Consider the following 24,802-nt stretch of genomic DNA (forward strand, 5'->3'; position numbering starts at 1 on the left):
GTAGATCGTTTTTATAAAGTTATCGAAGAGGAGGTTTCATAATGGGTCGTAGTTTAAAAAAGGGACCTTTTGCCGACAAACATCTTTTGAAAAAGATTGATGCTCAACAAGATCAAGAAAAGAAATCAGTAATTAAAACTTGGTCACGTCGTTCAACTATTTTCCCTAGTTTTATTGGTTACACTATCGCAGTTTATGATGGGAGAAAACATGTCCCAGTTTACGTTCAAGAAGATATGGTAGGCCATAAATTAGGTGAATTCGTACCAACTCGTACATTCCATGGACATGGTAATGGCGACGATAAGAAAACTGTTTAACAAGGGAGGATAACTAATGGCTGAACAAATTACATCAGCAAAAGCTACTGCTAGAACTGTTCGTATTGCAGCTCGTAAGGTCCGCCTTGTAGTTGATCTTATTAGAGGTAAAAGCGTTTCAGAAGCAAATGCAATCTTGAAGTTCACTCCAAGGAGTGCATCTCCAGTTGTATCAAAAGTTCTTATGTCTGCTGTAGCTAACGCAGAAAACAATTTTGATTTAGATAGAGAAGACTTGGTAGTAAGCGAAGTTTTTGTTAACGAAGGACCAACTTTAAAACGTTTCCGTCCTCGTGCTAAGGGTTCCGCTTCTCCAATTAACAAACGTACTAGTCACATTACAGTAGTAGTCTCAGAAAAATAGGAGGGATAAAGCCGTGGGTCAAAAAATTAATCCAACCGGATTGCGTGTAGGAATCATTCGTGATTGGGAAGCCAAATGGTATGCAGAAAAAGAATTTGCTGCTAATTTGAATGAAGACTTAAAAATCCGTGCTTATATTGAAAAAAGACTCGCTGACGCATCCGTCTCAACAGTAGAAATTGAACGTGCAGCTAAACGTGTTAACGTTTCAATTCATACTGCAAAACCAGGAATGGTTATTGGTAAAGGCGGTTCAGAAGTCGAAAATCTTCGTAAAGAATTAAATACTTTAACAAGCAAACGTGTACACATCAACATCATTGAAATCAAAAAACCTGATTTAGATGCTAAATTAGTTGGTGAAAACATTGCTCGTCAACTAGAAGGCCGTGTAGCTTTCCGTCGTGCAATGCGTCAAGGTATGCAACGTGCAATGCGTTCAGGAGCAAAGGGTATTAAAACTCAAGTTGCTGGTCGTTTAAACGGTGCAGATATGGCTCGTATTGAAACATACTCTGATGGAACTGTTCCTTTGCATACTTTAAGAGCAGATATTGATTATTCATGGGTAGAAGCACATACTACTTATGGTTCAATTGGTGTTAAGACTTGGATTTACCGTGGTGAAGTATTACCAACTAAACCAAGTGATAAGAAAGAAAATAAAGGAGGGAAATAAACATGCTAGTACCTAAACGTGTTAAGTTCCGTCGTGAACACCGTGGTAAGTTACGTGGACACTCAAAGGGTGGAAACAAGGTAGCTTTCGGTAGTTATGGTTTACAAGCTTTAGATTCACACTGGATCTCAAACCGTCAAATTGAAGCTTGTCGTATTGCTATTACTCGTTATATGAAACGTGGTGGGAAAGTTTGGATTAAAATTTTCCCTCACAAGTCATACACTGAAAAAGGTGTAGGAGTTCGTATGGGTAACGGAAAAGGTTCTCCAGCAGGATGGGTAGCACCCGTTAAACGTGGAAAAGTATTATTTGAAGTTGGAGAAGTTTCTGATGAAGTTGCTAAAGAAGCTTTGCGTTTAGCTTCAACAAAACTTCCTGTTCGAACTAAGATTATTAAACGTGAGGAAGTAGGTGGCGAATCAAATGAAGGCTAAAGAAATTAATGAACTAACCACTGCTCAAAAGATTGAGAAGGAACAAAGTTATAAAGAAGAATTGTTCAACCTTCGTTTTCAATTAGCTACTGGTCAATTGGAAAACACTGCAAGATTGAAACAAGTTCGTAAAAACATTGCTAGAATTAAGACATCTTTACGTCAAGAAGAATTAAACAAGTAGAATACGATAAAAGGAGGTTATAATGTATGGAACGTAATATGCGTAAGGTCTACAAAGGCCGTGTGGTTTCAGACAAGATGGATAAAACTATTTCTGTTGTTGTTGAAACATATAAAATCCATCCTACTTACGGAAAACGTGTTAAGTACTCTAAAAAGTACAAGGCTCATGACGAAAACAACGAAGCTAAATTTGGCGATATTGTTGAAATTATGGAAACACGTAAACTTTCAGCTACTAAGCATTTCCGTTTAGTAAATATCGTTGAAAAAGCGGTAACTATCTAGGATTTATATTTTATCGTATTCTGAGTAAATACCGGAAGGAGGGTATTAACTGTGATTCAACAAGAAAGTCGTTTAAAAGTTGCTGATAACTCAGGTGCCCGTGAACTTTTAACTATTAAAGTTTTAGGCGGATCAAGTAGAAGATACGCTGGTATCGGTGATATAATTGTTGCTACTGTTAAGCAAGCAACACCAGGTGGCGTTGTCAAAAAAGGTGACGTTGTAAAAGCTGTTATTGTTAGAACAAAGGCGGTTTCTCGTCGTGCAGATGGTTCATACATTCGTTTTGATGAAAATGCTGCTGTTTTAGTACAAGACGATAAAAGTCCAAAGGGAACACGTATTTTTGGACCAGTTGCTCGTGAACTACGTGACAACCAATTTATGAAGATTGTTTCCTTAGCGCCTGAAGTACTTTAATACTATTGTTGACCAAGGAGGTGCCGTTAAATGTTTATTAAGACCGGTGACAAAGTTCGCGTTATTAGTGGTAAAGATAAAGGTAAAGAAGGAACTGTTACCAAAACTATTGCCTCAAAAGACCGCGTAGTCGTTGAAGGTATTAACAAAGTTAAGAAACATCAAAAAGCTTCACAAGCTAATCCACAAGGTGGAATTCAAGAAGTTGAAGCTCCAATTCATGTTTCAAACGTTATGTTAATTGATCCATCAAACAATGAACCAACACGTGTTGGATTCAAAGTTGAAGATGGAAAGAAAGTTCGTATTTCCAAAAAGACAAACAAATCAATTGATTAATACTTATTGAAAGGAGGATACCTTTTCATGTCAAACCGTTTGCAAGACAAATACAAGAATGAAATAAGCAAATCTTTAGTTGAAAAATTCAACTATTCATCAATTATGCAAGCTCCTAAGCTTGACAAAATTGTTTTAAACATGGGTGTTGGTGACGCTGTTACCAATGCTAAAAACTTAGACGAAGCAGTTGCTGAATTAGCATTAATTTCTGGTCAAAAGCCTTTAATTACTAAAGCTAAAAAATCAATTGCTGGTTTTAGATTACGTGAAGGTAACGCTATTGGAGCTAAAGTTACTCTTCGTGGAGAACGTATGTATGATTTCTTAGATAAATTAATTAATGTTTCATTACCTCGTGTTCGTGATTTCCATGGTGTAAACAATAGATCATTTGATGGTCGCGGTAACTACACTTTAGGTATTCGTGAACAATTAATTTTCCCAGAAATTAATTACGATAACGTTAACCGTGTTCGTGGTTTAGACATCGTTATTGTTACAACTGCTAACACTGATGAAGAATCAAAAGAATTGTTAGGTCAATTCGGCATGCCATTCGCTAAATAAGAGGAGGTTATACAATGGCTAGAAAAGCATTAGTTGTAAAGAGTGAACGTCCAGCAAAGTTTTCTACTCAAAACTACACACGTTGTGAACGCTGTGGACGCCCTCATTCAGTTTACAAGAAGTTTCATTTGTGCCGACTCTGCTTAAGACAACTTGCTCATAAGGGACAAATTCCTGGTATGAAAAAGGCTAGTTGGTAAAATATATTTAAAAACAAGGGAGGTTTACGTTAATGTCCATGACAGACCCAATTGCAGACTTTTTAACACGTATTCGTAACGCTAACATGGTTCGTCACGAATCTGTTGAAGTTCCTGCTTCAAAAATTAAGCGTAACATTGCTGAAATCTTGAAACGTGAAGGTTTCGTTCGCGATGTTGAATACATTGATGATGACAAACAAGGCGTTATTCGTGTATTTCTTAAATATGGTAAAAACAATGAACAAGTTATTTCTGGATTAAAGAGAATCTCTAAACCAGGTTTACGTTCATATGTTAAATCTGATTCAGTTCCTAAGGTTTTAAATGGTTTAGGAATTGCTATCATTTCAACTTCTGAAGGTGTTATCACTGATAAAGAAGCTCGTGCTAAAAAAATTGGTGGAGAAGTATTAGCATACATTTGGTAATACTTTTTTAAAGAAATGGAGGTGTAATAATGAGTCGTATCGGTTATAGAAAAGTTGTATTACCTGAAGGCGTTGAAGTAAAAAGAGATGGTGATATGGTTACTGTTAAAGGTGCAAAGGGTACTTTAACCCGTGAATTTTCACCAATGATTAAAATGAACATTAACGATAACATCGTAACTTTTGAACCTACTGGTAAGTACGACAACAAAGAACGTGCAATGCACGGTACTATGCGTGCTAACTTTAACAACATGGTTGAAGGTGTTACTAATGGTTTTAGTAAAACACTTAAATTAGTCGGTGTTGGTTATCGTGCACAAGCTAAGGGTAGTAACTTAACTCTAAATGTTGGTTACTCAAATCCAGTTGAAATCGCTATTAACGATGATTTAACGGTTGAAACTCCTAACAACACTACAATTAACATTAGCGGTATCAACAAACAATTTGTTGGTGATTTTGCTGCTAAAGTTCGTGCCGTTCGTTCACCAGAACCTTACAAAGGTAAAGGTATTCGTTACGAAAACGAAATTGTACGTCGTAAAGAAGGTAAAACTGGTAAATAATCTTTTTGATTATATTACTTTATTAATATTTGAATTTAGAGGTGACTATTTTGATTTCAAAACCAGACAAAAACAAAACACGTCAACGTCGTCATTTACGTGTTCGTAACAAAATTTCTGGTACTGCTGAGTGCCCACGCTTAAATGTTTATCGTTCTAACAAAAACATCTACGCTCAAGTTATTGATGATGTAGAGGGTGTAACGCTTGCTAGTGCCTCTACTCTTGATAAAGAAGTTAGTGGTAGCAGCAAAACTGAACAAGCAAATGCTGTTGGTTCATTAGTTGCAAAGCGTGCTGCTGACAAGAAAATTAAAAATGTTGTTTTCGATCGTGGTGGATACTTATACCATGGACGTGTAAAAGCCCTAGCTGAAGGCGCACGTGAAAACGGATTAGAATTTTAAGAAAAGGAGGAATTAACCACAAATGGCAGAATTTATTGATCCAAGTAAATTAGAACTTGAAGACACTGTTGTTTCAATCAACCGTATCACTAAGGTTGTTAAAGGTGGTCGTCGTCTTAGATTTGCCGCTTTAGTAGTTGTTGGTGATAAAAATGGACATGTTGGATTCGGTACTGGAAAAGCTCAAGAAGTTCCTGAAGCTATTCGTAAAGCCGTTGAAGATGGTCATAAGAACTTAATCACTGTTCCAATTGTTGGTACAACTATTCCTCATGAAATTATCGGTACTTACGGTGGTGGTAAGATCATGTTAAAACCAGCTGAAGAAGGTTCTGGAGTTGCAGCCGGTGGTGCTGTACGTTCAGTTATGGAATTAGCTGGTGTTGCTGATGTTACAAGTAAGCGTTTGGGTTCAGATACCCCAATTAATGCTATTCGTGCAACATTTGCAGGATTAAAATCATTAAAGAGTGCAGAAGAAGTTTCCGCTTTACGTGGTGTTTCTACTCAACACTTAGCAGAATAAGGAGGGGTTAGAAGATGGCTAAATTACACGTTACTTTAACTCATAGTGCTGCTCACCGACTCCCCAAACAACGTAAGATTGTTAAAGCTCTTGGCTTAGGCCGTGTTAACAGTCAAGTTGAGTTACCAGACAATGAAGCTACTCGTGGAGCTTTGTTTAAAATTGCACACTTAGTTAAAGTTGAACAAGTTAAGTAAAATAACAAGGAGGTGCGCTTCTCATGAAATTACATGAATTAAAATACGCTGAAGGTTCACGTAGTTCAAGACAACGATTAGGTCGAGGTCTTGGAAGTAAAGGTAAGACTTCTGGTCGTGGACAAAAAGGTCAAAAAGCTCGTAGCAAAACTCGTTTAGGTTTTGAAGGGGGCCAAATGCCTTTATACCGTAGAATTCCAAAACGTGGTTTTACTAACATTAGTCGTAAAGAATACGCTGTTGTTAATTTAACTACTTTAGAACAATTCGATAACGGTACTGAAGTTACACCAGAATTATTAAAAGAATCTGGTATTGTTAAAAACACTAAGAGCGGTATCAAAGTTCTTGCAAATGGTAGTTTAAGCAAAAAGCTTACAGTTAAAGCAAGTAAATTTTCTGCTACTGCTAAGGCAGCAATTGAAGACGCTGGCGGTAAGATTGAGGTGATCTAATGCTATCAACCATGAAAAACGCTTTTAAGGTCAAGGATATTAGAAATAAAATCCTTTTTACCTTAGGAGTATTGATCGTATTTAGGCTTGGAGCTTTTATAACTGTTCCTGGAATAAACGCAAATGCACTCCAAAGCGTTGCCTCATCTGGATTGGTTAGCATTTTGAACACCTTTAGTGGTGGTGGATTAACAAATTATTCACTTTTCGCTATGGGTGTTTCGCCCTATATTACAGCACAAATAGTTGTTCAACTTCTTCAAATGGATATTGTCCCTCGCTTCGTCGAATGGAGCAAACAAGGAGAAGTTGGTCGGAAAAAATTAAATCAAGTCACACGGGTATTAACCGTTTTTCTTGCTTTTATACAATCTATTGGAATTACAGCAGGATTTAATGCTTTAAGTAGCTTAAACCTTGTTGAGAACCCTGGTCCTTCCACTTATATTAGTATTGGTTTAATTCTTACAGGTGGTTCTATGTTAACTACTTGGATGGGTGATATGATTACTGATCGAGGTATTGGTCAAGGTGTTTCAATGATTATTTTTGCCGGTATTATTGCTAGAATTCCTGTTGGGATTCAACAACTTTACAAAGAATATTTTGTTGGGGATTCTAATTCACAATTATGGCAATCAATAGCTTTTGTTGTAGCATTGTTTATAGTTATTCTTATAATAGTTACTTTTGTTACATGGGTTCAGCAAGCTGAACGAAGAATTCCTATTCAATACACCAAGAGAGTTTCAGGTTCATCTAGCAACAGTTACTTACCTTTAAAAGTTAACGTAGCTGGTGTTATCCCTGTAATTTTTGCTAGTTCTTTCATATCTACGCCACAAACTATTTTGATGGCTTTTGCTAAGAATCACTCCGGTGATACTTGGTATCAAGTTATGAGTAATGTCTTTAACATGCAAACTGTTTATGGAGCAACATTATATACATTATTAATTATCTTATTTACTTTCTTTTATGCTTTTGTTCAAGTTAACCCTGAAAAGTTATCTGAAAACCTTCAAAAGCAAGGAAGTTATATACCGGCTGTTTGGCCTGGTCATGAGACACAAAGCTATGTTTCATCATTATTAATGAGATTAAGTGCCGTTGGTGCTATTTTCTTAGGTGTAGTTGCTTTGATTCCTTTGATAGCTCAAAATGTTTGGAACTTAGATGAATCTATTGGTTTAGGTGGTACCAGCTTACTAATTGTTGTTGGTGTTGCTATCGAAACCATTAGACAAATAAAGGGTCTAATGATGAAACGAGAATATGTTGGTTTTATCAAAGACACTCGTCCCGATAAATTATAATTTTGAGCTGGAGGATATTATTATGTCAATGAATTTAATTTTAATGGGTCTTCCTGGTGCTGGTAAAGGTACTCAAGCAGAAGACATTGTTGCAAAGTACAAGATACCTCATATATCTACTGGGGATATTTTTAGAGCAGCAATTAGCAATAAAACTGATTTAGGATTAAAAGCAAAACAATATATAGATAAAGGTAACCTAGTACCTGATGACGTTACTTGTGGAATTGTTAAAGAAAGACTATCTAAAGACGATACCAAGATTGGTTACATGCTAGATGGTTTTCCTAGAACAATTGATCAAGCTAACAGTTTAGAAGATATAACTTCTGAATTAGACAATAAACTAGATGCTGTTATTAATATTGATGTTGATCCTGATGTTTTAGTTGAAAGACTCTCAGGCAGATTTATTTGCAAAAACTGTGGCGCTACTTACCATAAAATCTACAAAATGCCTAAAGTTAATGATACTTGTGATATCTGTGGTGGACATGAATTTTATCAACGTAGTGATGACAAACCCGAAACTGTTAAGAATCGTTTAGATGTTAACATAAAAATGAATACACCTTTAATTGATTTTTATAAACAAAAAGGTTTGTTATATACAGTTGATGGTAATCAAAATATTGATGATGTTAAAAAAGACATTGATAAAATATTACAAAGATTTTAGTAAGATACTTTGATTATAATGTTTATTGTAGCTATATTATTTGTATGATAGACTTTTGTGTATAATGATTGTGTTCTAATAGAATCTTTTAATGTTTTGTTTACTGATATAATTTATTTATTAAGTAAATTTACTATTTTCGAGGAGGAAATTCTTTGTCTAAAGATAATGTTATTGAAATTGAAGGTAAAGTTACTGAAACTTTACCTAATGCTATGTTTCGTGTTGAACTTGAAAACGGACATGAAATTTTAGCACATGTTTCCGGTAAAATACGTATGCACTATATTAGAATTTTACCTGGAGATCGCGTTACTGTTGAAATGTCACCATATGATTTAAGCAAGGGACGTATTACTTACAGATTTAAGTAGTCGTCTTGCATAGTATAGGAGGTTTATAGTATGAAAGTTCGTCCATCAGTAAAACCGATGTGTGAAAATTGTAAAGTTATTAAGAGAAAAGGCCGCGTTATGGTTATTTGCTCAAACCCTAAACATAAACAAAGACAAGGTAAATAATTTACCTATAAAAACAGGAGGTGTATTCTAATGGCTCGTATCGCCGGAATTGATTTACCACGTGAAAAACGTATCGTTATTGGTCTAACATACATTTATGGTATTGGTCAAAGTACTTCTGCTGAAATCCTTGCTAAAGCTGGTGTTTCAGAAGATGTTCGTGTTCGTGACTTAACTCCAGATCAAGAAGATAAAATCCGTGAAGTTGTAGATAACTACAAAATCGAAGGTGACTTACGTCGTGAAGTAAGTATGAATATCAAGAAGCTTCAAGAAATTGGTTCATACAGAGGTATTCGTCATCGTCGTGGATTACCAGTTAGAGGTCAACATACTAAAAACAATGCCCGTACTCGTAAGGGTAAAAAAACCACAATGGCTGGTAAAAAATAGTATATAAAGGAGGTTTGTAAACCATGGTTCAAAAAAGAAACAGTCGTAAACGTAGAGTAAAGAAAAACATCGAAAATGGTGTTGCTCACATTCATTCTACTTTTAATAATACTTTAGTTATGATTACTGATGTTCAAGGTAATGCAATTGCCTGGTCATCAGCTGGTGCTTTAGGTTTCCGTGGAAGTCGTAAATCAACTCCTTTTGCTGCCCAAATGGCTGCAGAAGCTGCTGCTAAGACTTCAATGGAACACGGTATGAAATCCGTAGAAGTTTCAGTTAAAGGACCTGGTTCTGGTCGTGAATCTGCAATTCGTGCACTTCAAGCTACTGGTTTAGAAGTTGCTGCAATTCGTGATGTTACCCCAGTTCCTCATAACGGTTCTCGTCCTCCAAAGCGTCGTCGAGTTTAATTTCTTATTCATCTAGTTCAAGATGAAAATAATTTTTGACTCATAGCGTTTTGAAAGGGGTAAAGGATAAGAATGATTGAATTTGAAAAACCTAATATTCATAAGATTGATGAAACTGATAATTATGGAGAAGTTGTCGTAGAACCATTAGAACGTGGTTATGGTACAACTCTTGGAAACTCGTTGCGAAGAATTTTACTTTCATCTTTACCTGGTGCCGCTGTTACTAGTATTCAAATTGATGATGTGCTACATGAATTCTCAACTGTTAAAGGTGTAGTAGAAGATGTTGCTCAAATTATTTTGAATGTAAAGAAAATTTCTTTGAAACTTGATATCGCTGACGATGAAGAGAAATCAATGGAAATCAATGTAACTGGTCCTGCTCAGGTAACTGCTGGAGATATCCAAGCTGATGGTGACGTTACTGTTTTAAACCCTGATCTTAAGATTTGTACAGTTGCTGAAGGTGCAACATTCCATATGAGAATGACTGCTAACAAAGGCCGCGGATACGTTTCTGCTGATGAAAATAAGGCTCGTAATGATGGAATGCCAATCGGTGTCTTACCAGTTGATTCCATTTATACCCCAATCGAACGTGTTAATTATCAAGTTGAAAATGCACGTGTTGGTCAAAGAGCTGATTTTGACAAATTAACATTGGATGTATGGACTGATGGTTCTATTACTCCTAGCGAAGCTGTTAGTTTAGCAGCTAAAATTTTGAGTGAACATTTATCTATGTTTGTTGATTTAACCGATGAAGCTAAAAATGCTGAAGTTATGGTTGAAAAAGAAGAAACACATAAAGAAAAAATGCTTGAAATGACTATTGAAGAACTAGATTTATCTGTTCGTTCATACAATTGTTTGAAACGTGCTGGAATCAACACTGTTCAAGAATTGACTGACAAAAGTGAAATGGATATGATGAAGGTTCGTAACTTAGGACGTAAGTCTTTAGTTGAAGTAAGAGAAAAACTTGCTAACCTTGGATTATCATTTCGTAAAGAAGATTAGTATAAAGGAGGATATCCAATTATGAGTTACCGTAAATTGCAACGTACTAGTGCACATCGTCGTTCACTATTAAGAAATTTGACTACTGACTTACTAGTTAATGGTCAAATTAAAACTACTGAAGCTCGTGCTAAAGAAGTACGCTCAACTGCAGATAAAATGATTACCCTTGGTAAACGTGGTGATCTTCATGCTCGTCGTCAAGCAGCTGCATTTTTACAAAATGTTGTTGCTGATGCCAAAGAAGATGGTAATGGTGTTAAGGTTACAACTGCATTACAAAAGCTTTTTGATGAAATTGCACCAAAATATGCTGACCGTAATGGTGGTTACACTAGAATCTTAAAGACTATGCCTCGTCGTGGTGATGGAGCATCAATGGTTATATTACAATTAGTTGATTAATATTTACTTTTTTAATATCTTATCATAGGAATCACTAGGGTTTTATAGTATAAAGCGTTATGATGATGGATTTATTCCAAGTCTAGCTTGAATGGAGATTTTATCTTCGTACTATAAGGCCTTATAGTGATTTTTTTATACATAAAATTATTAAATTATTTTATAGGAGGTGTCTGCTTGAGTTCAAATAACATAATAGAAGTGAAAAATCTTAATTTTAAATACGAAAATTCTAAAGAAAATACAATTAATGATGTAAGTTTTAATATTAAGCGTGGCGAGTGGGTATCAGTTATAGGGCATAATGGTAGTGGGAAAAGTACTTTAATAAAACTTTTAGATGGATTACTTCCCATTGATAGTGGTAGCATTACTATTAATGATAATTTAGTAAAAGAAAATAATTTAGATCAAATTAGGAAAAGCATAGGATTAGTGTTTCAAAATCCAGATAATCAATTTGTTGGTGCTACTGTCGAAGATGATATTGCTTTTGGCTTAGAAAATAATCAATTTTCACGAAATGATATGAACGTTATTATTGATAAGGTTTTAAAAGTCGTTGATATGAGCAATTATCGCACCCATGAACCTAGTAAATTGTCTGGTGGACAAAAGCAAAGAATAGCATTAGCTGGAGTTTTAGCTTTAAGTCCCAAAATATTAATACTAGATGAAGCTACCAGTATGATAGACCCGCAGGGGAGAAATGAAATTCTTGATATAATCAATAATTTTAGAACTGATAACAATATGACTGTTATATCCATAACGCATGATGTGGAAGAAATAAAGCTTTCTAGCCGAGTATTACTTTTAAAATCTGGAATGTTGATAGAAGATACTAATCCTTATGAATTATTTAACAGTGTAGAAAATTTGGAAAAATATTCTTTAGAAATGCCGTTTTCTGCTCAACTATCTAGACATTTAATAAACAGTGGTTTGGATATTCCCAATAGTTATATGGATGAAGAGGAATTAATTAAATGCATAAAGAAATTATATTTAAAAATGTAGATTATTATTATCAGCAAAATACACCATATGAACATAAAGCTTTGAAAAATATTAATTTACACATTCCAATGGGCTCTTTTACTTCTATAGTTGGCAAGACTGGTAGCGGTAAATCAACTTTAGTGCAAATGCTTAATGCTTTAATAAAGCCAACTCATGGATCATTAATAATTGATGAATTTAAAATAACTTCAGAAACTACTAATAAAAATTTAAATCCACTTAGAAAAAAAGTAGGTTTAATTTTTCAATTTCCAGAAAAACAGTTATTTGCTGATTCTATAAAAGAAGATGTTGCTTTTGGACCGCGTAATTTTGGAGTTGAAGAATCTAAAATAAAGCAGATTGTTGAAAATAGTCTAAAATTAGTTCAGTTACCTTTAGACATAATGGAAAAGTCACCTTTTGAAATATCTGGTGGTCAAATGAGGAGAGTAGCCATTGCCGGAGTTTTAGCTACAAACCCTGAAATATTAGTTTTAGATGAACCTACAGTGGGACTAGATCCCAAAGGTCAAAAATTTATTATGAATTTGATAAATAAACTTCATGTAGAGAAAAATATGACGATAATATTGGTTAGTCATCAAATGGACATCGTTGCTGAATATTCAGATAATGTTATCGTTATGCATGATGGTAAAATGATTAAAAGTGATAAATCTAATGTGATATTTAATGATGAAAAACTTTTGAGCAGATATAATTTAGAATTACCATCATCAGTAAAGTTCTATAATAAACTTGTTGAAAATAATATTCCTTTAGGCGAAGGGGTACCGCTAAATGTTGAAAGCCTAAGTAATCAAATTTTAAAATCGTTTTCTAAAGGGAGCAAGCGTAATGGATAATTTCATTTTTGGTCGATACATGCCTGGAAAATCTAAAATCCATAGTTTAAATCCAACTATAAAAATAATAATGAGCTTTTATTTTATAGTTATTGTGTTCTTTGCAAACAATCTTATAACTTACGTATCTTTGTTTTTATTATGCTTAGTTGCATTAAGATTTTCTAAAATACCTTTAAAATTTTTTGTAAATGGAATTAAGCCGTTAATCATACTAATAATTATAACGGTATTGTTACAGCTAGTTTTTAGTACAGGTGGTCAAACTTATGCTTCATTTTGGATATTTAAGATAACGTCTTTAGGATTATTGAGTGCGTTTTATATATTTATGCGTTTTATACTTATAATTACTATATCAACTTTATTGACTTTAACGACGAGCCCTCTAGCAATAGCTTATGGGATTGAAAAAATACTCTCACCATTAAAAAAAATTCATTTACCGGTAGAAACAATTTCTTTAATGATATCAATAGCACTAAGATTTGTTCCTACATTAACTGATGAGGCTATGAATATAATGAATGCACAACGTTCCAGAGGCGTTGATTTTGGTAGTGGTAACATTATTAAAAGAATTAAATCGTTGATTCCGTTGTTAGTACCACTATTTGTGAGTGCGTTCAAACATGCTGATGAATTGAGTATTGCTATGGAAGCAAGGGGATATTCACCGGAGATGAAAAGAAGTAAATTCAAGTCGTATCCTATAGAACATAATGACTATATTGGTATGATTGTAATTTTATTTATTAGTTTAATGGTAATATTTTTAAGAAATTAGGGAGACATTATTTTGAGATATAAGGTAACAATTGCTTATGATGGAACTAATTTTGCGGGATTTCAAAGGCAACCAAATCAAAGGACCGTTGAGGGAACTGTAACTAAAGCGGTTAATAAAATGGCTCATTCAGAAAGAATTGAAGTATTTGGTTCTGGTCGAACTGATTCAGGAGTGCATGCGCTAGGTCAAGTAGTTCATTTTGATTTTCCCTTTGATTTAAAAGAAATAAATATGTTCAAAGCTTTAAATAGTTTGATGCCGTTAGATATTGAAATTATTAAAGTAGAAAAAGTTGCTGATGATTTCCACGCTAGGTATGATGTTTCTGGAAAAAAATATGTATATAAAGTTTACTTAGGCGAATTTATTAACCCATTTAAACGCTTTTATACGGCGCATTGGCGTTTTCCGGTTAATTTGGATAGCATAAATGTAGCTTTACAGGATTTAATTGGCGAACATGATTTTACTAGTTTCGTAGCTTCTGGCTCTACTGCTAAAAGTAACATTAGAACTATTTATAATGCTACTTGTAAGTATGACAAAGTAGAAAATGAATTAGAATTTGAGTTTTACGGAAATGGATTTTTGTATAATATGGTTCGAATAATGGTTGGCGTTTTATTAGAAATTGGCTCAAAGTATCGTGATGAACATGATATTTTAAGACTATATAAGGTAAAAAATCGCGACCAGGCTCGTCGAACGGCAGCAGCCTGTGGACTATATTTAAAAAAGGTTTATTATAAAGGGGAGGATCCGGAGCATCCAACTAAATTACCATATCGTTAAAGTCATATTATGGTTGACTTTGTTGACATTTATTTGTATTATGGTAACTGGTATTGTTTGCCCCACAATAAGCCCCGGAAACTTATATTGGTGTCGAACAAACACAGAAACATGGAGGAATTTAAAGTGCGTACAACATATATGGCAAAACCAGGTGAAGTTGAAAGCAAATGGTTCATTATTGATGCGACTGACGTAAGTTTAGGTCGTCTTACTTCTACAGTTGCTAAGATTTTACGTGGAAAAAATAAACCAACATTTACACCTAACGTAGATACTGGTGATAATGTAATTGTGATTAATGCTGAAAAAGTTGCATTAACAGGTCGTAAAGCAAGTCGTAAAGTATACTCCCATCATACTGGTTATTTAGGTGGTCTTAAACAAAAGACTGCTGGAGAAATGCGTAAAAACACTCCAGACAAATTAATCGAAACATCAGTTAAAGGTATGCTTCCTCATAACACACTAGGTCGTAAACAAATGTTACATTTACACGTTTATGCTGGTGCTGCTCATGGTCATGAAGCTCAAAAACCTGAAGTATTAGACATTAATAACCTAATTTAAGGAGGAAACTTAATTGGCTCAAGTACAATATCGCGGCACAGGCCGTCGTAAAGATTCAGTTGCTCGTGTACTTTTAGTACCAGGAACTGGTAAAGTTGTTATGAACAAAAAATCTATTGAAGACTACATTCCATTCCCAAGTTTGAGAGAAGTAGTTGCTCAACCATTCAACGTTACTGAAACTCTAGGTAACTACGATGCTTTAGTTAATGTTCATGGTGGTGGATACTCTGGACAAGCTGGTGCTACTCGTCACGGAATTGCCCGTGCATTGCTAGAAGTAGATCCAGACTTCCGTGGTCCTTTAAAGAGCGCCGGTTTATTAACTCGTGATGCTCGTATGAAAGAACGTAAGAAACCTGGTCTTAAGAAAGCTCGTAAATCAGGACAATTCTCAAAACGTTAATATTATTAATGTTGAAAGACACTTTATTTTATTTAAAGTGTCTTTTTCTTTTAAATAATTGTTTTTGGAAGGAAACTTAAATGAAAAAAAGAAGTAGTTATAATGTCATGCTAGCCATGTTCATTGCTTTAATTTTAGTTCAAACGACCGTTCCAATTATAGGAAATATACCATTTGGTCCACTAAGTATAACTATTATACCTATAACTGTTATAGTATCTGCTATTTTAATGGGACCAAAATTTGGTGGAATAGTTGGATTTTCTTGGGGATTTATAACATTTATTAGAGCTTATTGGTGGCCTACAAGTCCGTTAGCTGCAATCGTTTTAGTAAATCCGATTATTTCGATAGTTCCGCGTATGTTGATTGGTATTATTATTGGATTTCTATATTTAAAGCTAAAAGATAAATATAAATCTAAAATTTTATTACCTGTGATGGGAATTTTAGGTTCACTAGTTAACACAATTATATTTCTAAGCTTAATTTATGTCTTTTATAGAAATCAATCATTCCAGCTTTACCACATAGATAATTCTTCAATGCTACCTTTTCTGCTAGGGGTAGCGGGAACTAATGGTTTAATTGAAATGTTGGTGTCAGGATTAGTAGTTCCATTAATAGTTAGACCACTACAAAAAATTATTAAATAAAAAGGCGTTGCATTAGCAACGTCTTTTTTAGTTCTTTTTGACCATTTTTAAGTTCTTATTATTAATAACAACTTTATCATGATATTTATCTTCTAATTCAATATCATTTGATTTAAATCCGATTAAAAAAGCATTTGTATAACTTTTTTCGATGGTTCCAGTGAATTCTTTTTTCTCTAGTTTGAATTTTACAGTGTCGCCTACGTCAAAGGGTGATTTTTCGTTACTGGTAGTTTTATCTTTTGGCATTTTTAGCATCTCCTAATTTATGTCTATATTTCAAACTAACTAAAAAAGCTGCTTTTGTCAATTAATTATGTTTATAAACGTTGTAAAATAGTGTATTTCCGGTTAAAATATTCATTAACAAAAGGAGCTTTTATTAAATGCCTAGAAAAAAAAGTAAAAAAAATTATCAAATAACGGTTAGTTTCAATAAACTATTAATTGCTGTCATATTTTTTGTAGGTTTATTTTTTTCAGGGATTTATTACGTTAATCATCGTACATATGATGTATATAATCAGACTAATGTTAATGTAAAACATAAAAATTTTATTAACAAAATTATTCCGTCAGCTTATCGTGCACAAAGAAAGTATAATATACTTGCTAGCGTTAGTATTGCTCAGGCTATCTTGGAGTCAGACTGGGGGACTAGTGGCTTGTCGGTTAAGTATAATAATTTATATGGAATGAAAACTAGTATCCACGATAGTGATGCGGTTAATCTTTCAACTCAAGAATATGTTAATGGGCAGTTCATTACTACCACAGGCAGATTTAAAGTATATCAAAGTTGGGACGAATCCGTTTTAGCGCACGCAGCACTTTTGAAAAATGGAACTTCTTGGAATCCTCAACAGTATCAGGATGTGGTAAATTCTGATAATTACGTAGAAGCTGCTGCTGGATTACAAAGTGATGGGTATGCAACTGATCCATCCTATACCAAAAAAATTATTCAAATCATAGAGAAATACCGTTTAAATCAATATGATAAATTAAAATGATTAGGGGGGATATTATTAAATATGAAATTATTAGAAGAACGTATACTAAAAGACGGAAATGTTTTGTCTGGCGACATTTTAAAAGTTGATACCTTTTTAAATCATCAAGTAGATCCACAATTAATGAATTCTATTGGAAAAGAGTTTAAAAAGCTATTTGATAATGAAAATATAACAAGAATTTTGACTGTAGAATCTTCTGGAATAGCTCCTGCAGTGTTAACAGGCTTACAAATGAATGTGCCAGTTGTTTTTGCTAGAAAACATAAAAGCGTCACAATGAATGATAATGCGTATACAAGTGATGTATATTCTTATACCAAAAAAGTAAATAATCATATCAGTATTGATAAACGTTTTATTAATGCCGATGATAATGTCCTCATCATTGATGATTTTCTAGCCAACGGTCAAGCTGTAAATGGTTTAGTAGATATTATCCATCAAGCTAATGCAAATGTTTCTGGAGTTGGTATAGTGATTGAAAAAAGTTTTCAAGATGGTAGAAAAAAATTAGACAATGAGGGCTTGCATGTGGAATCTTTAGCAAGAATATCTTCATTAGACAACAATAAGGTGACTTTTGTTGACTAGTTTAAAGGGTAGGCGTTTTTATGAATGATATTAAATTAGGTGATAGTATTGGCATAATTGGGTCTGATGTATTAAATATTGATTTAATAATTTTTTTACGTAGTCATGGTCTACGAGTGAACTTATACGATGAAACAAATTCTGATAATGTTGCCAAATATGTTGATTACTATCAGCACGGTAGTATTGATAGCTTTGAAACTTTAAATGATTTTATTGACAAATCTGATTGTGTTATTTACAACTCTGAGCTTATAAATGCTAATTTTATTAGAAAAAATGATAAATTTATACAGGAAAGTAAAATATTAGACTTTATTCAAGACCGCGTTATTGCTAAAACTTTATTTAAACAACTAAACATAAATACAGCTCCATACGTAACCGTTTTAAATGATGATGATTTAAAACAAGGAATTAAAGAAATTGGTTTTCCCGCCGTTTTAAGACCAATTCAAAAAAATGCTACTTTTGCAAAAGAATTTGTCTTGCGTAATGTTGATGACTTATTACACGCTAATAAATTATTGAAACTGGGAACTTTTATTTTAGAAGCTTACTTAGACAATAAAAAAGAATATGCTACCATTGTTTCTAAAGGTAAGCGTTGCTTTCAAATATCACCAATAATTGATGAAGGTACTAATGAAAATGATAATCCGTTATTTTCATTAAATACTAATTTAACTAGTGAAATATTTGAGGAATTACAAAGTATTGCTAGAAAATTAGCACTTAGTATTAATTACGTAGGACCATTTATTATTTATACTTATATTGGACCTAATGATTTAATTTATTTGGATCATTTGAGTATTAAATTAAATAGCTCAATCAATTTATTTGATGACTTAGTTTTTGAAAATTACTTAAGAGGAATTCTAGATGCAAAATTAGTACCTTATCGTTTTGATAATCATGATAAAAAGTTATGTGAAATTGATTCATCTAATCGTAAGAATGTTTTTAAACAGTACTTGCAAGATGAAAATACTAAGTTGCATTTTTATCAAGACAATAGGTTTAGTCTTAACGGATATTTTTTGAAGAATAATTAATTTCATAACTAGATTAGGTCGGTTGATACCGGCTTTTTTACGTTGATAGATGTAAAATTAATTGTGGTCCGTATGATATAATTAATGTAATAAAAATATAGAGAGGATTGTGTTTTACTTGCCAGATAAAGATTTAGTTTCAGGAATGAATGATAAACAAAGAGAAGCAGTTTTATGTACCGAGGGTCCTCTATTAATTATGGCAGGTGCTGGTAGTGGTAAGACTAGAGTTTTAACTCATCGAATTTCATATTTGATTCAAGCTAAAAATGTTTTACCATGGAATATTTTAGCTATTACTTTTACCAATAAAGCTGCTAAAGAAATGCGCGAAAGAGTGGGAAAACTTCTAGAGTCAGGTGGAAAAGAAGTTTGGGTTTCTACTTTTCATGCGCTTTGTGTCAGAATTTTAAGAAGAGATATTGATAAATTAGGATATAATCGTGCCTTTACAATTGCTGGTAGTTCAGAGCAAAGAACATTGGTTAAAAGAATTATGAAAGAATTAAACATAGACCCTAAAAAAAATGATCCTAGGGCTATTTTATCTTCGATTTCTAATGCTAAAAATGATTTACAAACTCCTGAAGAGTATATTAGTAGTCATGGTGGGAATAATCCTTTTGAAAAAAATGTGGGCTTAGTTTATCAAGAATATCAAAAGCAATTACATAGTAATCAAGCTCTAGATTTTGATGATTTAATTATGCTTACAATTGATTTGTTTAAACAAAATCCAGAAATTTTAAACTATTATCAAGATAAGTTTAAGTACATTCATGTTGATGAATACCAAGATACCAATGAAGCTCAATATAAATTAGTTCGTATGTTAGCTGATAAATATAGAAATATTTGTGTGGTTGGGGATGCTGACCAAAGTATCTACGGTTGGCGTGGTGCTAACATGAATAACATTTTAAACTTTCAAAATGATTATAAAGACGCTCATGTGACATTATTAGAGCAAAACTATCGTTCAACTAAAAATATTTTACGTGCTGCTAATTCCGTAATTCAAAATAATGCAGAACGTAAAGATAAAAATCTTTGGACTGAAAATGCTGAAGGTGAAAAAATATCTTATTATCGCGGTCATGGTGAAGTTGATGAAGCTTTATTTGTAGTTTCTAAAATTAAAGAGGGCATAGAAAGCAAATATTCTTATGGTGATTTTGCCATTTTGTACCGTACCAATGCTCAATCTCGTATTATTGAAGAAACTTTTCTAAAGTCTAACATTCCTTATACAATCGTGGGTGGACACAAATTTTACGACCGTAAAGAAATTCAAGATGTTTTAGCATATTTAACTTTAATTGCTAATCCTAGCGATTCAATTAGCTTTGAAAGGGTTATTAATGAACCTAAGCGAGGAATAGGTAATACTAGTGTAGATAAACTTAGGTCATTTGCTCAAATGAATAATTGGACGTTATTAGAAGCAGCTAAAAATATTGAATTAAGTGGTGATTTATCTTCAAGAGCTAGAAGTGCAATTTCAGATTTTGGAATGCTAATTGGGAAATTACAAGCTCAGCAAAGTCAATTATCATTAACAGATTTAACTAATGCTATTTTAGAACAAACTGGTTATTTAGATATTTTAAAAGCCTCCAAGTCATTAGAATCTAAAGCTAGAATTGAAAATATTGAAGAATTTCTATCAGTAACAAAACAGTTTGATGATAATTATCAAGAAAGCGAAGATAGTGATTCAATGTTAGCTAATTTCTTATCGGATTTAGCTTTGGTGTCAGCACAAGATGATGTTGAAGATGACGCTCCACAAGTTACTTTAATGACTTTACACGCTGCAAAAGGTTTGGAATTTCCAGTAGTATTTTTAATGGGAATGGAAGAAGGCATTTTTCCATTAGGACGAGCTGCAGCTAATGATGATGAATTAGAGGAAGAACGTAGATTAGCATATGTTGGAATTACCCGTGCTCAAGAAAAGCTATACATTACAAACGCTTTTTCTCGTATGTTATACGGTAGACGCCAAAATAATCCTGAATCTAGGTTTATTGATGAAATAGATACCGATTTAATTAAAAACGAAAATCAGACTGACAACAATAGTCAATCAGCTTCGTTTGATTCAAGCATAAAAAGATATCGTGAACGTAAAACTCGCTATAGTTCATATCGTCAACCAAATACTAAGGTAGAAAAGCCTAAAGAAACTGGTGCAAACAAAAAATCATGGACGATTGGTGATAAGGTAATTCACAAGGCTTGGGGAACTGGAACGGTAGTTAAAATAACCGGTTCTGGTGAAGATATGGAATTAGATATTGCCTTTCCTGACAAAGGGTTAAAACGCTTATTGGCTGCTTTTGCTCCAATCAGCAAGGGTTAAAAAGGAGGAATTAATTTGGATAGCGTTTCGATTGATGGTTTAAACCCAGACGAAGCAAAAAAAGAAATGCTTCGATTAATCGATAAATTAAATCAGTGGAGTCATGAGTATTATGAATTAGACAGTCCAACTGTAGAGGATTCAGTCTATGATAATTTATATGAGAAGCTAACACGAATTGAACATAAATATCCAGATTTAGTTTCTAAAGATTCTCCTACACAAAAAGTTGGTGGAGCAGTTTTAGACGGCTTGAACAAAGTTAACCATGATGTACCAATGCTTTCATTGGGTGACGTATTTTCTAAACGAGAATTATTTGAGTTCCTAAATAGATTAAAAAATAATAATCCAGGAATTAATGCTTATAATTGTGAGTTAAAAATCGATGGACTATCAATTTCTTTAAGATATGAAAATGGTATATTTGTTCAAGGCTCCACCAGAGGAAATGGATTGATTGGCGAAGATATTACTGAAAACTTAAAAACGATTCCATCAATTCCAAAAAAATTAACTAAGCCAATCAATATTGAAGTACGTGGCGAATGTTACATGCCTAAAAAATCATTTGTGAAACTCAATGAACAACGTGAAAAAGATGGACAAAAGCCGTTTGCCAATCCACGTAATGCCGCTGCTGGCAGCTTGCGACAGTTGGATTCAATGGTAACAAAATCTAGAAATCTAAGTACTTTTATGTATAATGTGTCTGATTATAATGATTTAAAATCAGATACACAAAGTGGGATGTTGGAAGAACTAAGCAGTTTAGGTTTTTCAGTTAATGATACTTATCAAGTTACACATAATAGTGATGAAATTGGAAAATATATTGATAACTATACTAATCAACGTAGTCAGCTTGATTACGGTATCGACGGGATTGTAGTTAAAACTAATAGTTTAGCACTGCAAAGCAAAATAGGTCATACTGTTAAAGTTCCTAGATGGGCAATTGCCTACAAATTTCCGCCTGAAGAAGCTGAAACTAAGTTATTAAATGTTGAGTGGACAGTAGGACGTACTGGAGTGGTAACACCTACTGCTATTATGGATGAAGTCACTTTAGCTGGTACTAAAGTGTCACGAGCATCATTGCATAATCCAGATTATCTGAGAGAAAAAGGCTTAAGAATCGGTGATGTAGTTAGACTTCACAAAGCTGGTGATATTATTCCTGAAATATCTGAATATATAGCATCTAAGCGTCCTGACGACAGTGAAAAGATTGATATTCCTGACGAATGTCCGTCATGTGAGGCTAAGTTAGTTCATTTAGATGAAGAAGTAGTGTTGAGATGTATAAACCCCAAATGTCCAGCTCAATTGACTGAACAGATCAATCATTTTGCTTCTAGAAACGCAATGAATATTGACGGTTTAGGGCCTAAAATAGTTAACCAGTTGTTTGAAAATAATTTAGTAAGTGATGTAGCTAGCTTGTATAGTTTAAACTATGATGATTTATTTAAATTAGATAAGTTTGGCGAGAAAGCAACCAATAATTTAATTAATTCTATCAACAACAGTAAAAAAAATTCTTTAGAAAGATTATTATTTGGTTTGGGAATACGTCATATTGGAGCTAAGGCTTCTAAGTTAATTGCAAAACACTTTGGTAGTATGGACAAGCTTATTCATGCTGATAGTGACGATATTTTGCAAATTGATACAATTGGTCAAACCATCGCTGATAGCATAAAAACTTATTTTGCCAATGATGATTCGATTAAACTAATTGATGAACTAAGAAGAGCAGATGTGAACATGAAATATTTAGGTTCTAATGCCCAAAATATTCCAGAAAACATCTTTAATGATAAACATATTGTTTTAACTGGAAAGCTACAAGAAATGAGCAGACCACAAGCGATGGAAATTTTAGAAACGTTAGGTGCCAAAATAATTGGTAGTGTTTCTAGCAAAACAGATATTTTAATTGCTGGAGAAAAAGCTGGAAGTAAGTTGACCAAAGCACAGTCTTTAAATGTTAAAATAATGTCTGAAAGTGATTTTTTGAAAGAAATTAATCGGATTAATGACTAATCCAGGAGGAAAAAATAACATGAAGAAATTTAGAATTATTATGTTATTAATGGCTTGTACACTATTTTTAGCTGCATGTGGTAAGTCGGAAAGTAGTAAAAAGGGTAAAGATAATAGTTCCAATACTCAATTAATTGGCCAGACTAGTAATAAATATTACCAAGGAGTAATTAAAAATGGTCATTATCAAACTAGTAAATCCCGTGGGGTTACCGTTCAACAAAATGATAACCAACTTAATTTGAAGAGCTTTGAGAATGGTTTGCTAAATATTTCTAAGTCTCATTTTTCAACTGATAAATATATATTCCAAGAAGGTCAATATATAAATACTAATACAGCTGAAAAATGGTTAGATAGAAAAACTAAAAAGAATCCAGAAGGACTAAATCCTTCTGGAAAAGATACAAAAGTTCCAATGTATTTACAACAAATTGACGAACAAGATTTTATGACTCAGCAAAATAACTCTTTAAAAATCAGTGGTATGACTATTGGTGTGGGGATCAATTCAGTTTATTACTACCGAAAAGAAGCCTATGGTGCTATTTATCAAAAGAAACTAACTAATTCAGAAATTAAAGAGCAGGGAAAACAAATTGGAAATACTATTTTACAAAGATTGCGTAAAAATAAAGATTTGAAAAATATTCCAATTGTCATTGCACTTTATAAGCAAGCACCTAATGATAGTTTAGTTGGTGGTAACTTCTTTGCTTATTCTGTGAATAATGATGGAGCTACAAAAGTATCTAGTTGGCAAAAAATGAACATTAAAAACGAGGTATTGCCATCACAAAGCAGCAAGACAAATAATAACGATGAAGATGCTTTTGATAACTTCAAGAGTCAAGTACAAAACTTTTTCCCTAATTTGAGTGGGATAACTGCTCAAGCTCATTATGTTAATGGTAAGTTGAGTGGGATGCATGTAAATATCACAACCCAGTTTTATGGCGAAAGTGAAATCATTAGTTTTACACAATATGTACAAACTCAAGCTGAAAAATACTTACCTAGCGGGATTCCAATTGATATTAGTATAAGTTCTACTGAAGGAATGCAAAGTTTCTTATCTAGGAGCTCTAGTAGCAAAGAATTCTATTCACATGTATTTTCAAGCTATTAATTAACATACGATTTTGTATGTTAAAATTATTATTAAAACAATAAACTTAAAGGGGAATGAGTTCACTATGAGTAATAGGATTACTAAAGAACAGGTTGAACATGTTGCATCTTTAGCTAAGCTAGAATTAAGCGAGAAGCAACTTCCTTATTTTACTGAACAACTAAGTAATATTATGGGATTATTTGAAAGCTTTGAAGAAGTTGATACTTCTAACATAGAGCCTACTTTTAATGTTACAGATCAAATAAATACTATGCGTGAAGACGTTGCCGATAATTGGAATGAAAAAGAAGCACTATTACAAAATGCGCCTGACGTTGCTGATGATTTAATCAGAACACCAACAATTATTGACGAAAGTGAGGACTAGT

The 24,802-nt window shown here is 33.3% G+C and carries 39 protein-coding genes; 38 read left to right on the top strand and 1 reads right to left on the bottom strand.

Annotation, left to right across the window (positions count from 1 at the left end):
• The first annotated feature begins 41 nt into the window (after positions 1–41).
• The 31 genes from rpsS to FD06_RS03840 all read left to right on the top strand — a co-directional run bounded on the left by rpsS (position 42) and on the right by FD06_RS03840 (position 16,220).
• Complete coding sequence (gene rpsS / locus FD06_RS03690; RefSeq protein WP_056966157.1) at positions 42–320, top strand: 30S ribosomal protein S19; 279 nt, start codon at positions 42–44, stop codon at positions 318–320.
• Between the two features lie 16 nt (positions 321–336).
• Positions 337–684, top strand: a complete 348-nt coding sequence (gene rplV, locus FD06_RS03695; RefSeq protein ID WP_054657574.1) for a 50S ribosomal protein L22 — start codon at positions 337–339, stop codon at positions 682–684.
• A gap of 13 nt (positions 685–697) precedes the next feature.
• Entirely contained in the window at positions 698–1,363 is a 666-nt protein-coding gene (rpsC, locus tag FD06_RS03700; protein ID WP_056966159.1) for a 30S ribosomal protein S3, read from the top strand.
• 2 nt (positions 1,364–1,365) lie between these two features.
• Positions 1,366–1,800 (top strand): 50S ribosomal protein L16, encoded by a 435-nt coding sequence (gene rplP / locus FD06_RS03705; RefSeq protein WP_054657578.1) that lies wholly within the window; start codon positions 1,366–1,368, stop codon positions 1,798–1,800.
• Positions 1,790–1,984: a 50S ribosomal protein L29 gene (gene rpmC, locus FD06_RS03710; protein WP_054657580.1), complete on the top strand. Its 195-nt coding sequence runs from the start codon at positions 1,790–1,792 to the stop codon at positions 1,982–1,984. The genes rplP and rpmC overlap by 11 nt, the downstream gene beginning before the upstream one ends.
• Positions 1,985–2,010: 26 nt before the next feature.
• Complete coding sequence (gene rpsQ / locus FD06_RS03715; protein WP_054657582.1) at positions 2,011–2,271, top strand: 30S ribosomal protein S17; 261 nt, start codon at positions 2,011–2,013, stop codon at positions 2,269–2,271.
• A gap of 51 nt (positions 2,272–2,322) precedes the next feature.
• The gene (gene rplN, locus FD06_RS03720) at positions 2,323–2,691 is read left to right on the top strand and encodes a 50S ribosomal protein L14 (RefSeq protein WP_054657584.1); all 369 of its coding nucleotides are present in this window, start codon (positions 2,323–2,325) and stop codon (positions 2,689–2,691) included.
• Positions 2,692–2,721: 30 nt separating this feature from the next.
• Positions 2,722–3,030 carry a 50S ribosomal protein L24 gene (rplX, locus tag FD06_RS03725; protein ID WP_054657586.1) on the top strand — a complete coding sequence of 103 codons (309 nt, stop codon included), beginning with the start codon at positions 2,722–2,724 and terminating at the stop codon, positions 3,028–3,030.
• A 27-nt stretch (positions 3,031–3,057) separates the two neighbouring features.
• A complete protein-coding gene (rplE, locus tag FD06_RS03730) occupies positions 3,058–3,600 on the top strand; it encodes a 50S ribosomal protein L5 (RefSeq protein ID WP_054657587.1) in 543 nt (180 codons plus the stop codon).
• A 14-nt stretch (positions 3,601–3,614) separates the two neighbouring features.
• The gene (locus FD06_RS03735) at positions 3,615–3,800 is read left to right on the top strand and encodes a type Z 30S ribosomal protein S14 (RefSeq protein WP_054657589.1); all 186 of its coding nucleotides are present in this window, start codon (positions 3,615–3,617) and stop codon (positions 3,798–3,800) included.
• A 32-nt stretch (positions 3,801–3,832) separates the two neighbouring features.
• Complete coding sequence (gene rpsH / locus FD06_RS03740; RefSeq protein ID WP_054657593.1) at positions 3,833–4,231, top strand: 30S ribosomal protein S8; 399 nt, start codon at positions 3,833–3,835, stop codon at positions 4,229–4,231.
• A 29-nt stretch (positions 4,232–4,260) separates the two neighbouring features.
• The gene (gene rplF, locus FD06_RS03745) at positions 4,261–4,800 is read left to right on the top strand and encodes a 50S ribosomal protein L6 (protein WP_054657595.1); all 540 of its coding nucleotides are present in this window, start codon (positions 4,261–4,263) and stop codon (positions 4,798–4,800) included.
• Between the two features lie 41 nt (positions 4,801–4,841).
• Positions 4,842–5,207: a 50S ribosomal protein L18 gene (rplR, locus tag FD06_RS03750; RefSeq protein WP_054657626.1), complete on the top strand. Its 366-nt coding sequence runs from the start codon at positions 4,842–4,844 to the stop codon at positions 5,205–5,207.
• 22 nt (positions 5,208–5,229) lie between these two features.
• Complete coding sequence (rpsE, locus tag FD06_RS03755; RefSeq protein ID WP_054657597.1) at positions 5,230–5,733, top strand: 30S ribosomal protein S5; 504 nt, start codon at positions 5,230–5,232, stop codon at positions 5,731–5,733.
• A 14-nt stretch (positions 5,734–5,747) separates the two neighbouring features.
• Positions 5,748–5,930, top strand: coding sequence for a 50S ribosomal protein L30 (gene rpmD / locus FD06_RS03760; protein WP_056966161.1), 183 nt, complete (start codon positions 5,748–5,750; stop codon positions 5,928–5,930).
• A gap of 23 nt (positions 5,931–5,953) precedes the next feature.
• Entirely contained in the window at positions 5,954–6,385 is a 432-nt protein-coding gene (rplO, locus tag FD06_RS03765) for a 50S ribosomal protein L15 (protein WP_054657599.1), read from the top strand.
• On the top strand, positions 6,385–7,701 hold the full coding sequence (secY, locus tag FD06_RS03770; RefSeq protein WP_056966163.1) for a preprotein translocase subunit SecY: 1,317 nt from the start codon (positions 6,385–6,387) through the stop codon (positions 7,699–7,701). Before rplO ends, secY begins: the two co-directional genes overlap by 1 nt.
• Positions 7,702–7,729: 28 nt before the next feature.
• Complete coding sequence (locus FD06_RS03775; RefSeq protein WP_283949377.1) at positions 7,730–8,380, top strand: adenylate kinase; 651 nt, start codon at positions 7,730–7,732, stop codon at positions 8,378–8,380.
• Positions 8,381–8,535: 155 nt separating this feature from the next.
• Positions 8,536–8,754, top strand: coding sequence for a translation initiation factor IF-1 (gene infA, locus FD06_RS03780; RefSeq protein ID WP_054657603.1), 219 nt, complete (start codon positions 8,536–8,538; stop codon positions 8,752–8,754).
• Positions 8,755–8,784: 30 nt separating this feature from the next.
• Positions 8,785–8,901, top strand: a complete 117-nt coding sequence (gene rpmJ / locus FD06_RS03785) for a 50S ribosomal protein L36 (RefSeq protein ID WP_034531530.1) — start codon at positions 8,785–8,787, stop codon at positions 8,899–8,901.
• 30 nt (positions 8,902–8,931) lie between these two features.
• A complete protein-coding gene (gene rpsM, locus FD06_RS03790) occupies positions 8,932–9,294 on the top strand; it encodes a 30S ribosomal protein S13 (protein WP_056966164.1) in 363 nt (120 codons plus the stop codon).
• A 23-nt stretch (positions 9,295–9,317) separates the two neighbouring features.
• A complete protein-coding gene (gene rpsK / locus FD06_RS03795; protein WP_056966166.1) occupies positions 9,318–9,707 on the top strand; it encodes a 30S ribosomal protein S11 in 390 nt (129 codons plus the stop codon).
• 72 nt (positions 9,708–9,779) lie between these two features.
• Complete coding sequence (locus tag FD06_RS03800) at positions 9,780–10,730, top strand: DNA-directed RNA polymerase subunit alpha (protein WP_056966168.1); 951 nt, start codon at positions 9,780–9,782, stop codon at positions 10,728–10,730.
• Positions 10,731–10,751: 21 nt separating this feature from the next.
• Complete coding sequence (rplQ, locus tag FD06_RS03805; RefSeq protein ID WP_054657608.1) at positions 10,752–11,135, top strand: 50S ribosomal protein L17; 384 nt, start codon at positions 10,752–10,754, stop codon at positions 11,133–11,135.
• A 177-nt stretch (positions 11,136–11,312) separates the two neighbouring features.
• Positions 11,313–12,155 carry an energy-coupling factor transporter ATPase gene (locus FD06_RS03810; RefSeq protein ID WP_156403092.1) on the top strand — a complete coding sequence of 281 codons (843 nt, stop codon included), beginning with the start codon at positions 11,313–11,315 and terminating at the stop codon, positions 12,153–12,155.
• Entirely contained in the window at positions 12,125–13,006 is an 882-nt protein-coding gene (locus FD06_RS03815; protein ID WP_054657610.1) for an energy-coupling factor transporter ATPase, read from the top strand. Before FD06_RS03810 ends, FD06_RS03815 begins: the two co-directional genes overlap by 31 nt.
• Entirely contained in the window at positions 12,999–13,793 is a 795-nt protein-coding gene (locus tag FD06_RS03820) for an energy-coupling factor transporter transmembrane component T family protein (RefSeq protein WP_056966170.1), read from the top strand. Before FD06_RS03815 ends, FD06_RS03820 begins: the two co-directional genes overlap by 8 nt.
• Before the next feature lie 9 nt (positions 13,794–13,802).
• Entirely contained in the window at positions 13,803–14,588 is a 786-nt protein-coding gene (gene truA / locus FD06_RS03825; protein ID WP_056966172.1) for a tRNA pseudouridine(38-40) synthase TruA, read from the top strand.
• Between the two features lie 126 nt (positions 14,589–14,714).
• On the top strand, positions 14,715–15,158 hold the full coding sequence (gene rplM, locus FD06_RS03830) for a 50S ribosomal protein L13 (RefSeq protein ID WP_054657611.1): 444 nt from the start codon (positions 14,715–14,717) through the stop codon (positions 15,156–15,158).
• A 13-nt stretch (positions 15,159–15,171) separates the two neighbouring features.
• A complete protein-coding gene (rpsI, locus tag FD06_RS03835; RefSeq protein WP_054657612.1) occupies positions 15,172–15,564 on the top strand; it encodes a 30S ribosomal protein S9 in 393 nt (130 codons plus the stop codon).
• 80 nt (positions 15,565–15,644) lie between these two features.
• A complete protein-coding gene (locus FD06_RS03840; protein ID WP_054657614.1) occupies positions 15,645–16,220 on the top strand; it encodes an ECF transporter S component in 576 nt (191 codons plus the stop codon).
• Positions 16,221–16,247: 27 nt separating this feature from the next.
• Here FD06_RS03840 and FD06_RS03845 read toward each other — a convergent pair whose 3' ends face one another.
• The gene (locus FD06_RS03845; protein ID WP_056966175.1) at positions 16,248–16,469 is read right to left on the bottom strand and encodes a DUF2187 family protein; all 222 of its coding nucleotides are present in this window, start codon (positions 16,467–16,469) and stop codon (positions 16,248–16,250) included.
• Between the two features lie 137 nt (positions 16,470–16,606).
• Between FD06_RS03845 and FD06_RS03850 the strand changes: the two genes are divergently transcribed.
• The 7 genes from FD06_RS03850 (at position 16,607) to gatC (ending at position 24,801) form a co-directional block, all read left to right on the top strand.
• Positions 16,607–17,233, top strand: a complete 627-nt coding sequence (locus tag FD06_RS03850) for a glycoside hydrolase family 73 protein (RefSeq protein ID WP_056966177.1) — start codon at positions 16,607–16,609, stop codon at positions 17,231–17,233.
• A gap of 21 nt (positions 17,234–17,254) precedes the next feature.
• A complete protein-coding gene (locus tag FD06_RS03855; protein ID WP_056966179.1) occupies positions 17,255–17,827 on the top strand; it encodes a xanthine phosphoribosyltransferase in 573 nt (190 codons plus the stop codon).
• A gap of 20 nt (positions 17,828–17,847) precedes the next feature.
• Entirely contained in the window at positions 17,848–18,885 is a 1,038-nt protein-coding gene (locus FD06_RS03860) for an ATP-grasp domain-containing protein (RefSeq protein WP_056966181.1), read from the top strand.
• A gap of 118 nt (positions 18,886–19,003) precedes the next feature.
• Positions 19,004–21,250: a DNA helicase PcrA gene (gene pcrA / locus FD06_RS03865; protein WP_056966183.1), complete on the top strand. Its 2,247-nt coding sequence runs from the start codon at positions 19,004–19,006 to the stop codon at positions 21,248–21,250.
• Positions 21,251–21,316: 66 nt separating this feature from the next.
• The gene (ligA, locus tag FD06_RS03870) at positions 21,317–23,299 is read left to right on the top strand and encodes an NAD-dependent DNA ligase LigA (protein WP_054657630.1); all 1,983 of its coding nucleotides are present in this window, start codon (positions 21,317–21,319) and stop codon (positions 23,297–23,299) included.
• A gap of 19 nt (positions 23,300–23,318) precedes the next feature.
• Positions 23,319–24,428, top strand: coding sequence for a CamS family sex pheromone protein (locus FD06_RS03875; RefSeq protein WP_056966185.1), 1,110 nt, complete (start codon positions 23,319–23,321; stop codon positions 24,426–24,428).
• Between the two features lie 67 nt (positions 24,429–24,495).
• Positions 24,496–24,801: an Asp-tRNA(Asn)/Glu-tRNA(Gln) amidotransferase subunit GatC gene (gene gatC / locus FD06_RS03880; RefSeq protein WP_054657621.1), complete on the top strand. Its 306-nt coding sequence runs from the start codon at positions 24,496–24,498 to the stop codon at positions 24,799–24,801.
• Position 24,802: the final 1 nt, after the last annotated feature.

The organism is Apilactobacillus ozensis DSM 23829 = JCM 17196 (genome assembly GCF_001435995.1).
GTDB classification, from domain to species: Bacteria; Bacillota; Bacilli; order Lactobacillales; family Lactobacillaceae; genus Apilactobacillus; species Apilactobacillus ozensis.

Bases quoted from the DNA above. Each gene is read 5' to 3' on its own strand.
- rpsS (WP_056966157.1), top strand. From the start codon at position 42: ATGGGTCGTAGTTTAAAAAAGGGACCTTTTGCCGACAAACATCTTTTG.
- rplV (WP_054657574.1), top strand. From the start codon at position 337: ATGGCTGAACAAATTACATCAGCAAAAGCTACTGCTAGAACTGTTCGT.
- rplP (WP_054657578.1), top strand. From the start codon at position 1,366: ATGCTAGTACCTAAACGTGTTAAGTTCCGTCGTGAACACCGTGGTAAG.
- rpmC (WP_054657580.1), top strand. From the start codon at position 1,790: ATGAAGGCTAAAGAAATTAATGAACTAACCACTGCTCAAAAGATTGAG.
- rpsQ (WP_054657582.1), top strand. From the start codon at position 2,011: ATGGAACGTAATATGCGTAAGGTCTACAAAGGCCGTGTGGTTTCAGAC.
- rplX (WP_054657586.1), top strand. From the start codon at position 2,722: ATGTTTATTAAGACCGGTGACAAAGTTCGCGTTATTAGTGGTAAAGAT.
- rplE (WP_054657587.1), top strand. From the start codon at position 3,058: ATGTCAAACCGTTTGCAAGACAAATACAAGAATGAAATAAGCAAATCT.
- FD06_RS03735 (WP_054657589.1), top strand. From the start codon at position 3,615: ATGGCTAGAAAAGCATTAGTTGTAAAGAGTGAACGTCCAGCAAAGTTT.
- rpsH (WP_054657593.1), top strand. From the start codon at position 3,833: ATGTCCATGACAGACCCAATTGCAGACTTTTTAACACGTATTCGTAAC.
- rplF (WP_054657595.1), top strand. From the start codon at position 4,261: ATGAGTCGTATCGGTTATAGAAAAGTTGTATTACCTGAAGGCGTTGAA.
- rpsE (WP_054657597.1), top strand. From the start codon at position 5,230: ATGGCAGAATTTATTGATCCAAGTAAATTAGAACTTGAAGACACTGTT.
- rpmD (WP_056966161.1), top strand. From the start codon at position 5,748: ATGGCTAAATTACACGTTACTTTAACTCATAGTGCTGCTCACCGACTC.
- rplO (WP_054657599.1), top strand. From the start codon at position 5,954: ATGAAATTACATGAATTAAAATACGCTGAAGGTTCACGTAGTTCAAGA.
- secY (WP_056966163.1), top strand. From the start codon at position 6,385: ATGCTATCAACCATGAAAAACGCTTTTAAGGTCAAGGATATTAGAAAT.
- FD06_RS03775 (WP_283949377.1), top strand. From the start codon at position 7,730: ATGAATTTAATTTTAATGGGTCTTCCTGGTGCTGGTAAAGGTACTCAA.
- rpmJ (WP_034531530.1), top strand. From the start codon at position 8,785: ATGAAAGTTCGTCCATCAGTAAAACCGATGTGTGAAAATTGTAAAGTT.
- rpsM (WP_056966164.1), top strand. From the start codon at position 8,932: ATGGCTCGTATCGCCGGAATTGATTTACCACGTGAAAAACGTATCGTT.
- rpsK (WP_056966166.1), top strand. From the start codon at position 9,318: ATGGTTCAAAAAAGAAACAGTCGTAAACGTAGAGTAAAGAAAAACATC.
- FD06_RS03800 (WP_056966168.1), top strand. From the start codon at position 9,780: ATGATTGAATTTGAAAAACCTAATATTCATAAGATTGATGAAACTGAT.
- rplQ (WP_054657608.1), top strand. From the start codon at position 10,752: ATGAGTTACCGTAAATTGCAACGTACTAGTGCACATCGTCGTTCACTA.
- FD06_RS03815 (WP_054657610.1), top strand. From the start codon at position 12,125: ATGCATAAAGAAATTATATTTAAAAATGTAGATTATTATTATCAGCAA.
- FD06_RS03820 (WP_056966170.1), top strand. From the start codon at position 12,999: ATGGATAATTTCATTTTTGGTCGATACATGCCTGGAAAATCTAAAATC.
- FD06_RS03840 (WP_054657614.1), top strand. From the start codon at position 15,645: ATGAAAAAAAGAAGTAGTTATAATGTCATGCTAGCCATGTTCATTGCT.
- FD06_RS03845 (WP_056966175.1), bottom strand. From the start codon at position 16,469: ATGCCAAAAGATAAAACTACCAGTAACGAAAAATCACCCTTTGACGTA.
- FD06_RS03850 (WP_056966177.1), top strand. From the start codon at position 16,607: ATGCCTAGAAAAAAAAGTAAAAAAAATTATCAAATAACGGTTAGTTTC.
- FD06_RS03855 (WP_056966179.1), top strand. From the start codon at position 17,255: ATGAAATTATTAGAAGAACGTATACTAAAAGACGGAAATGTTTTGTCT.
- FD06_RS03860 (WP_056966181.1), top strand. From the start codon at position 17,848: ATGAATGATATTAAATTAGGTGATAGTATTGGCATAATTGGGTCTGAT.
- ligA (WP_054657630.1), top strand. From the start codon at position 21,317: ATGCTTCGATTAATCGATAAATTAAATCAGTGGAGTCATGAGTATTAT.
- FD06_RS03875 (WP_056966185.1), top strand. From the start codon at position 23,319: ATGAAGAAATTTAGAATTATTATGTTATTAATGGCTTGTACACTATTT.
- gatC (WP_054657621.1), top strand. From the start codon at position 24,496: ATGAGTAATAGGATTACTAAAGAACAGGTTGAACATGTTGCATCTTTA.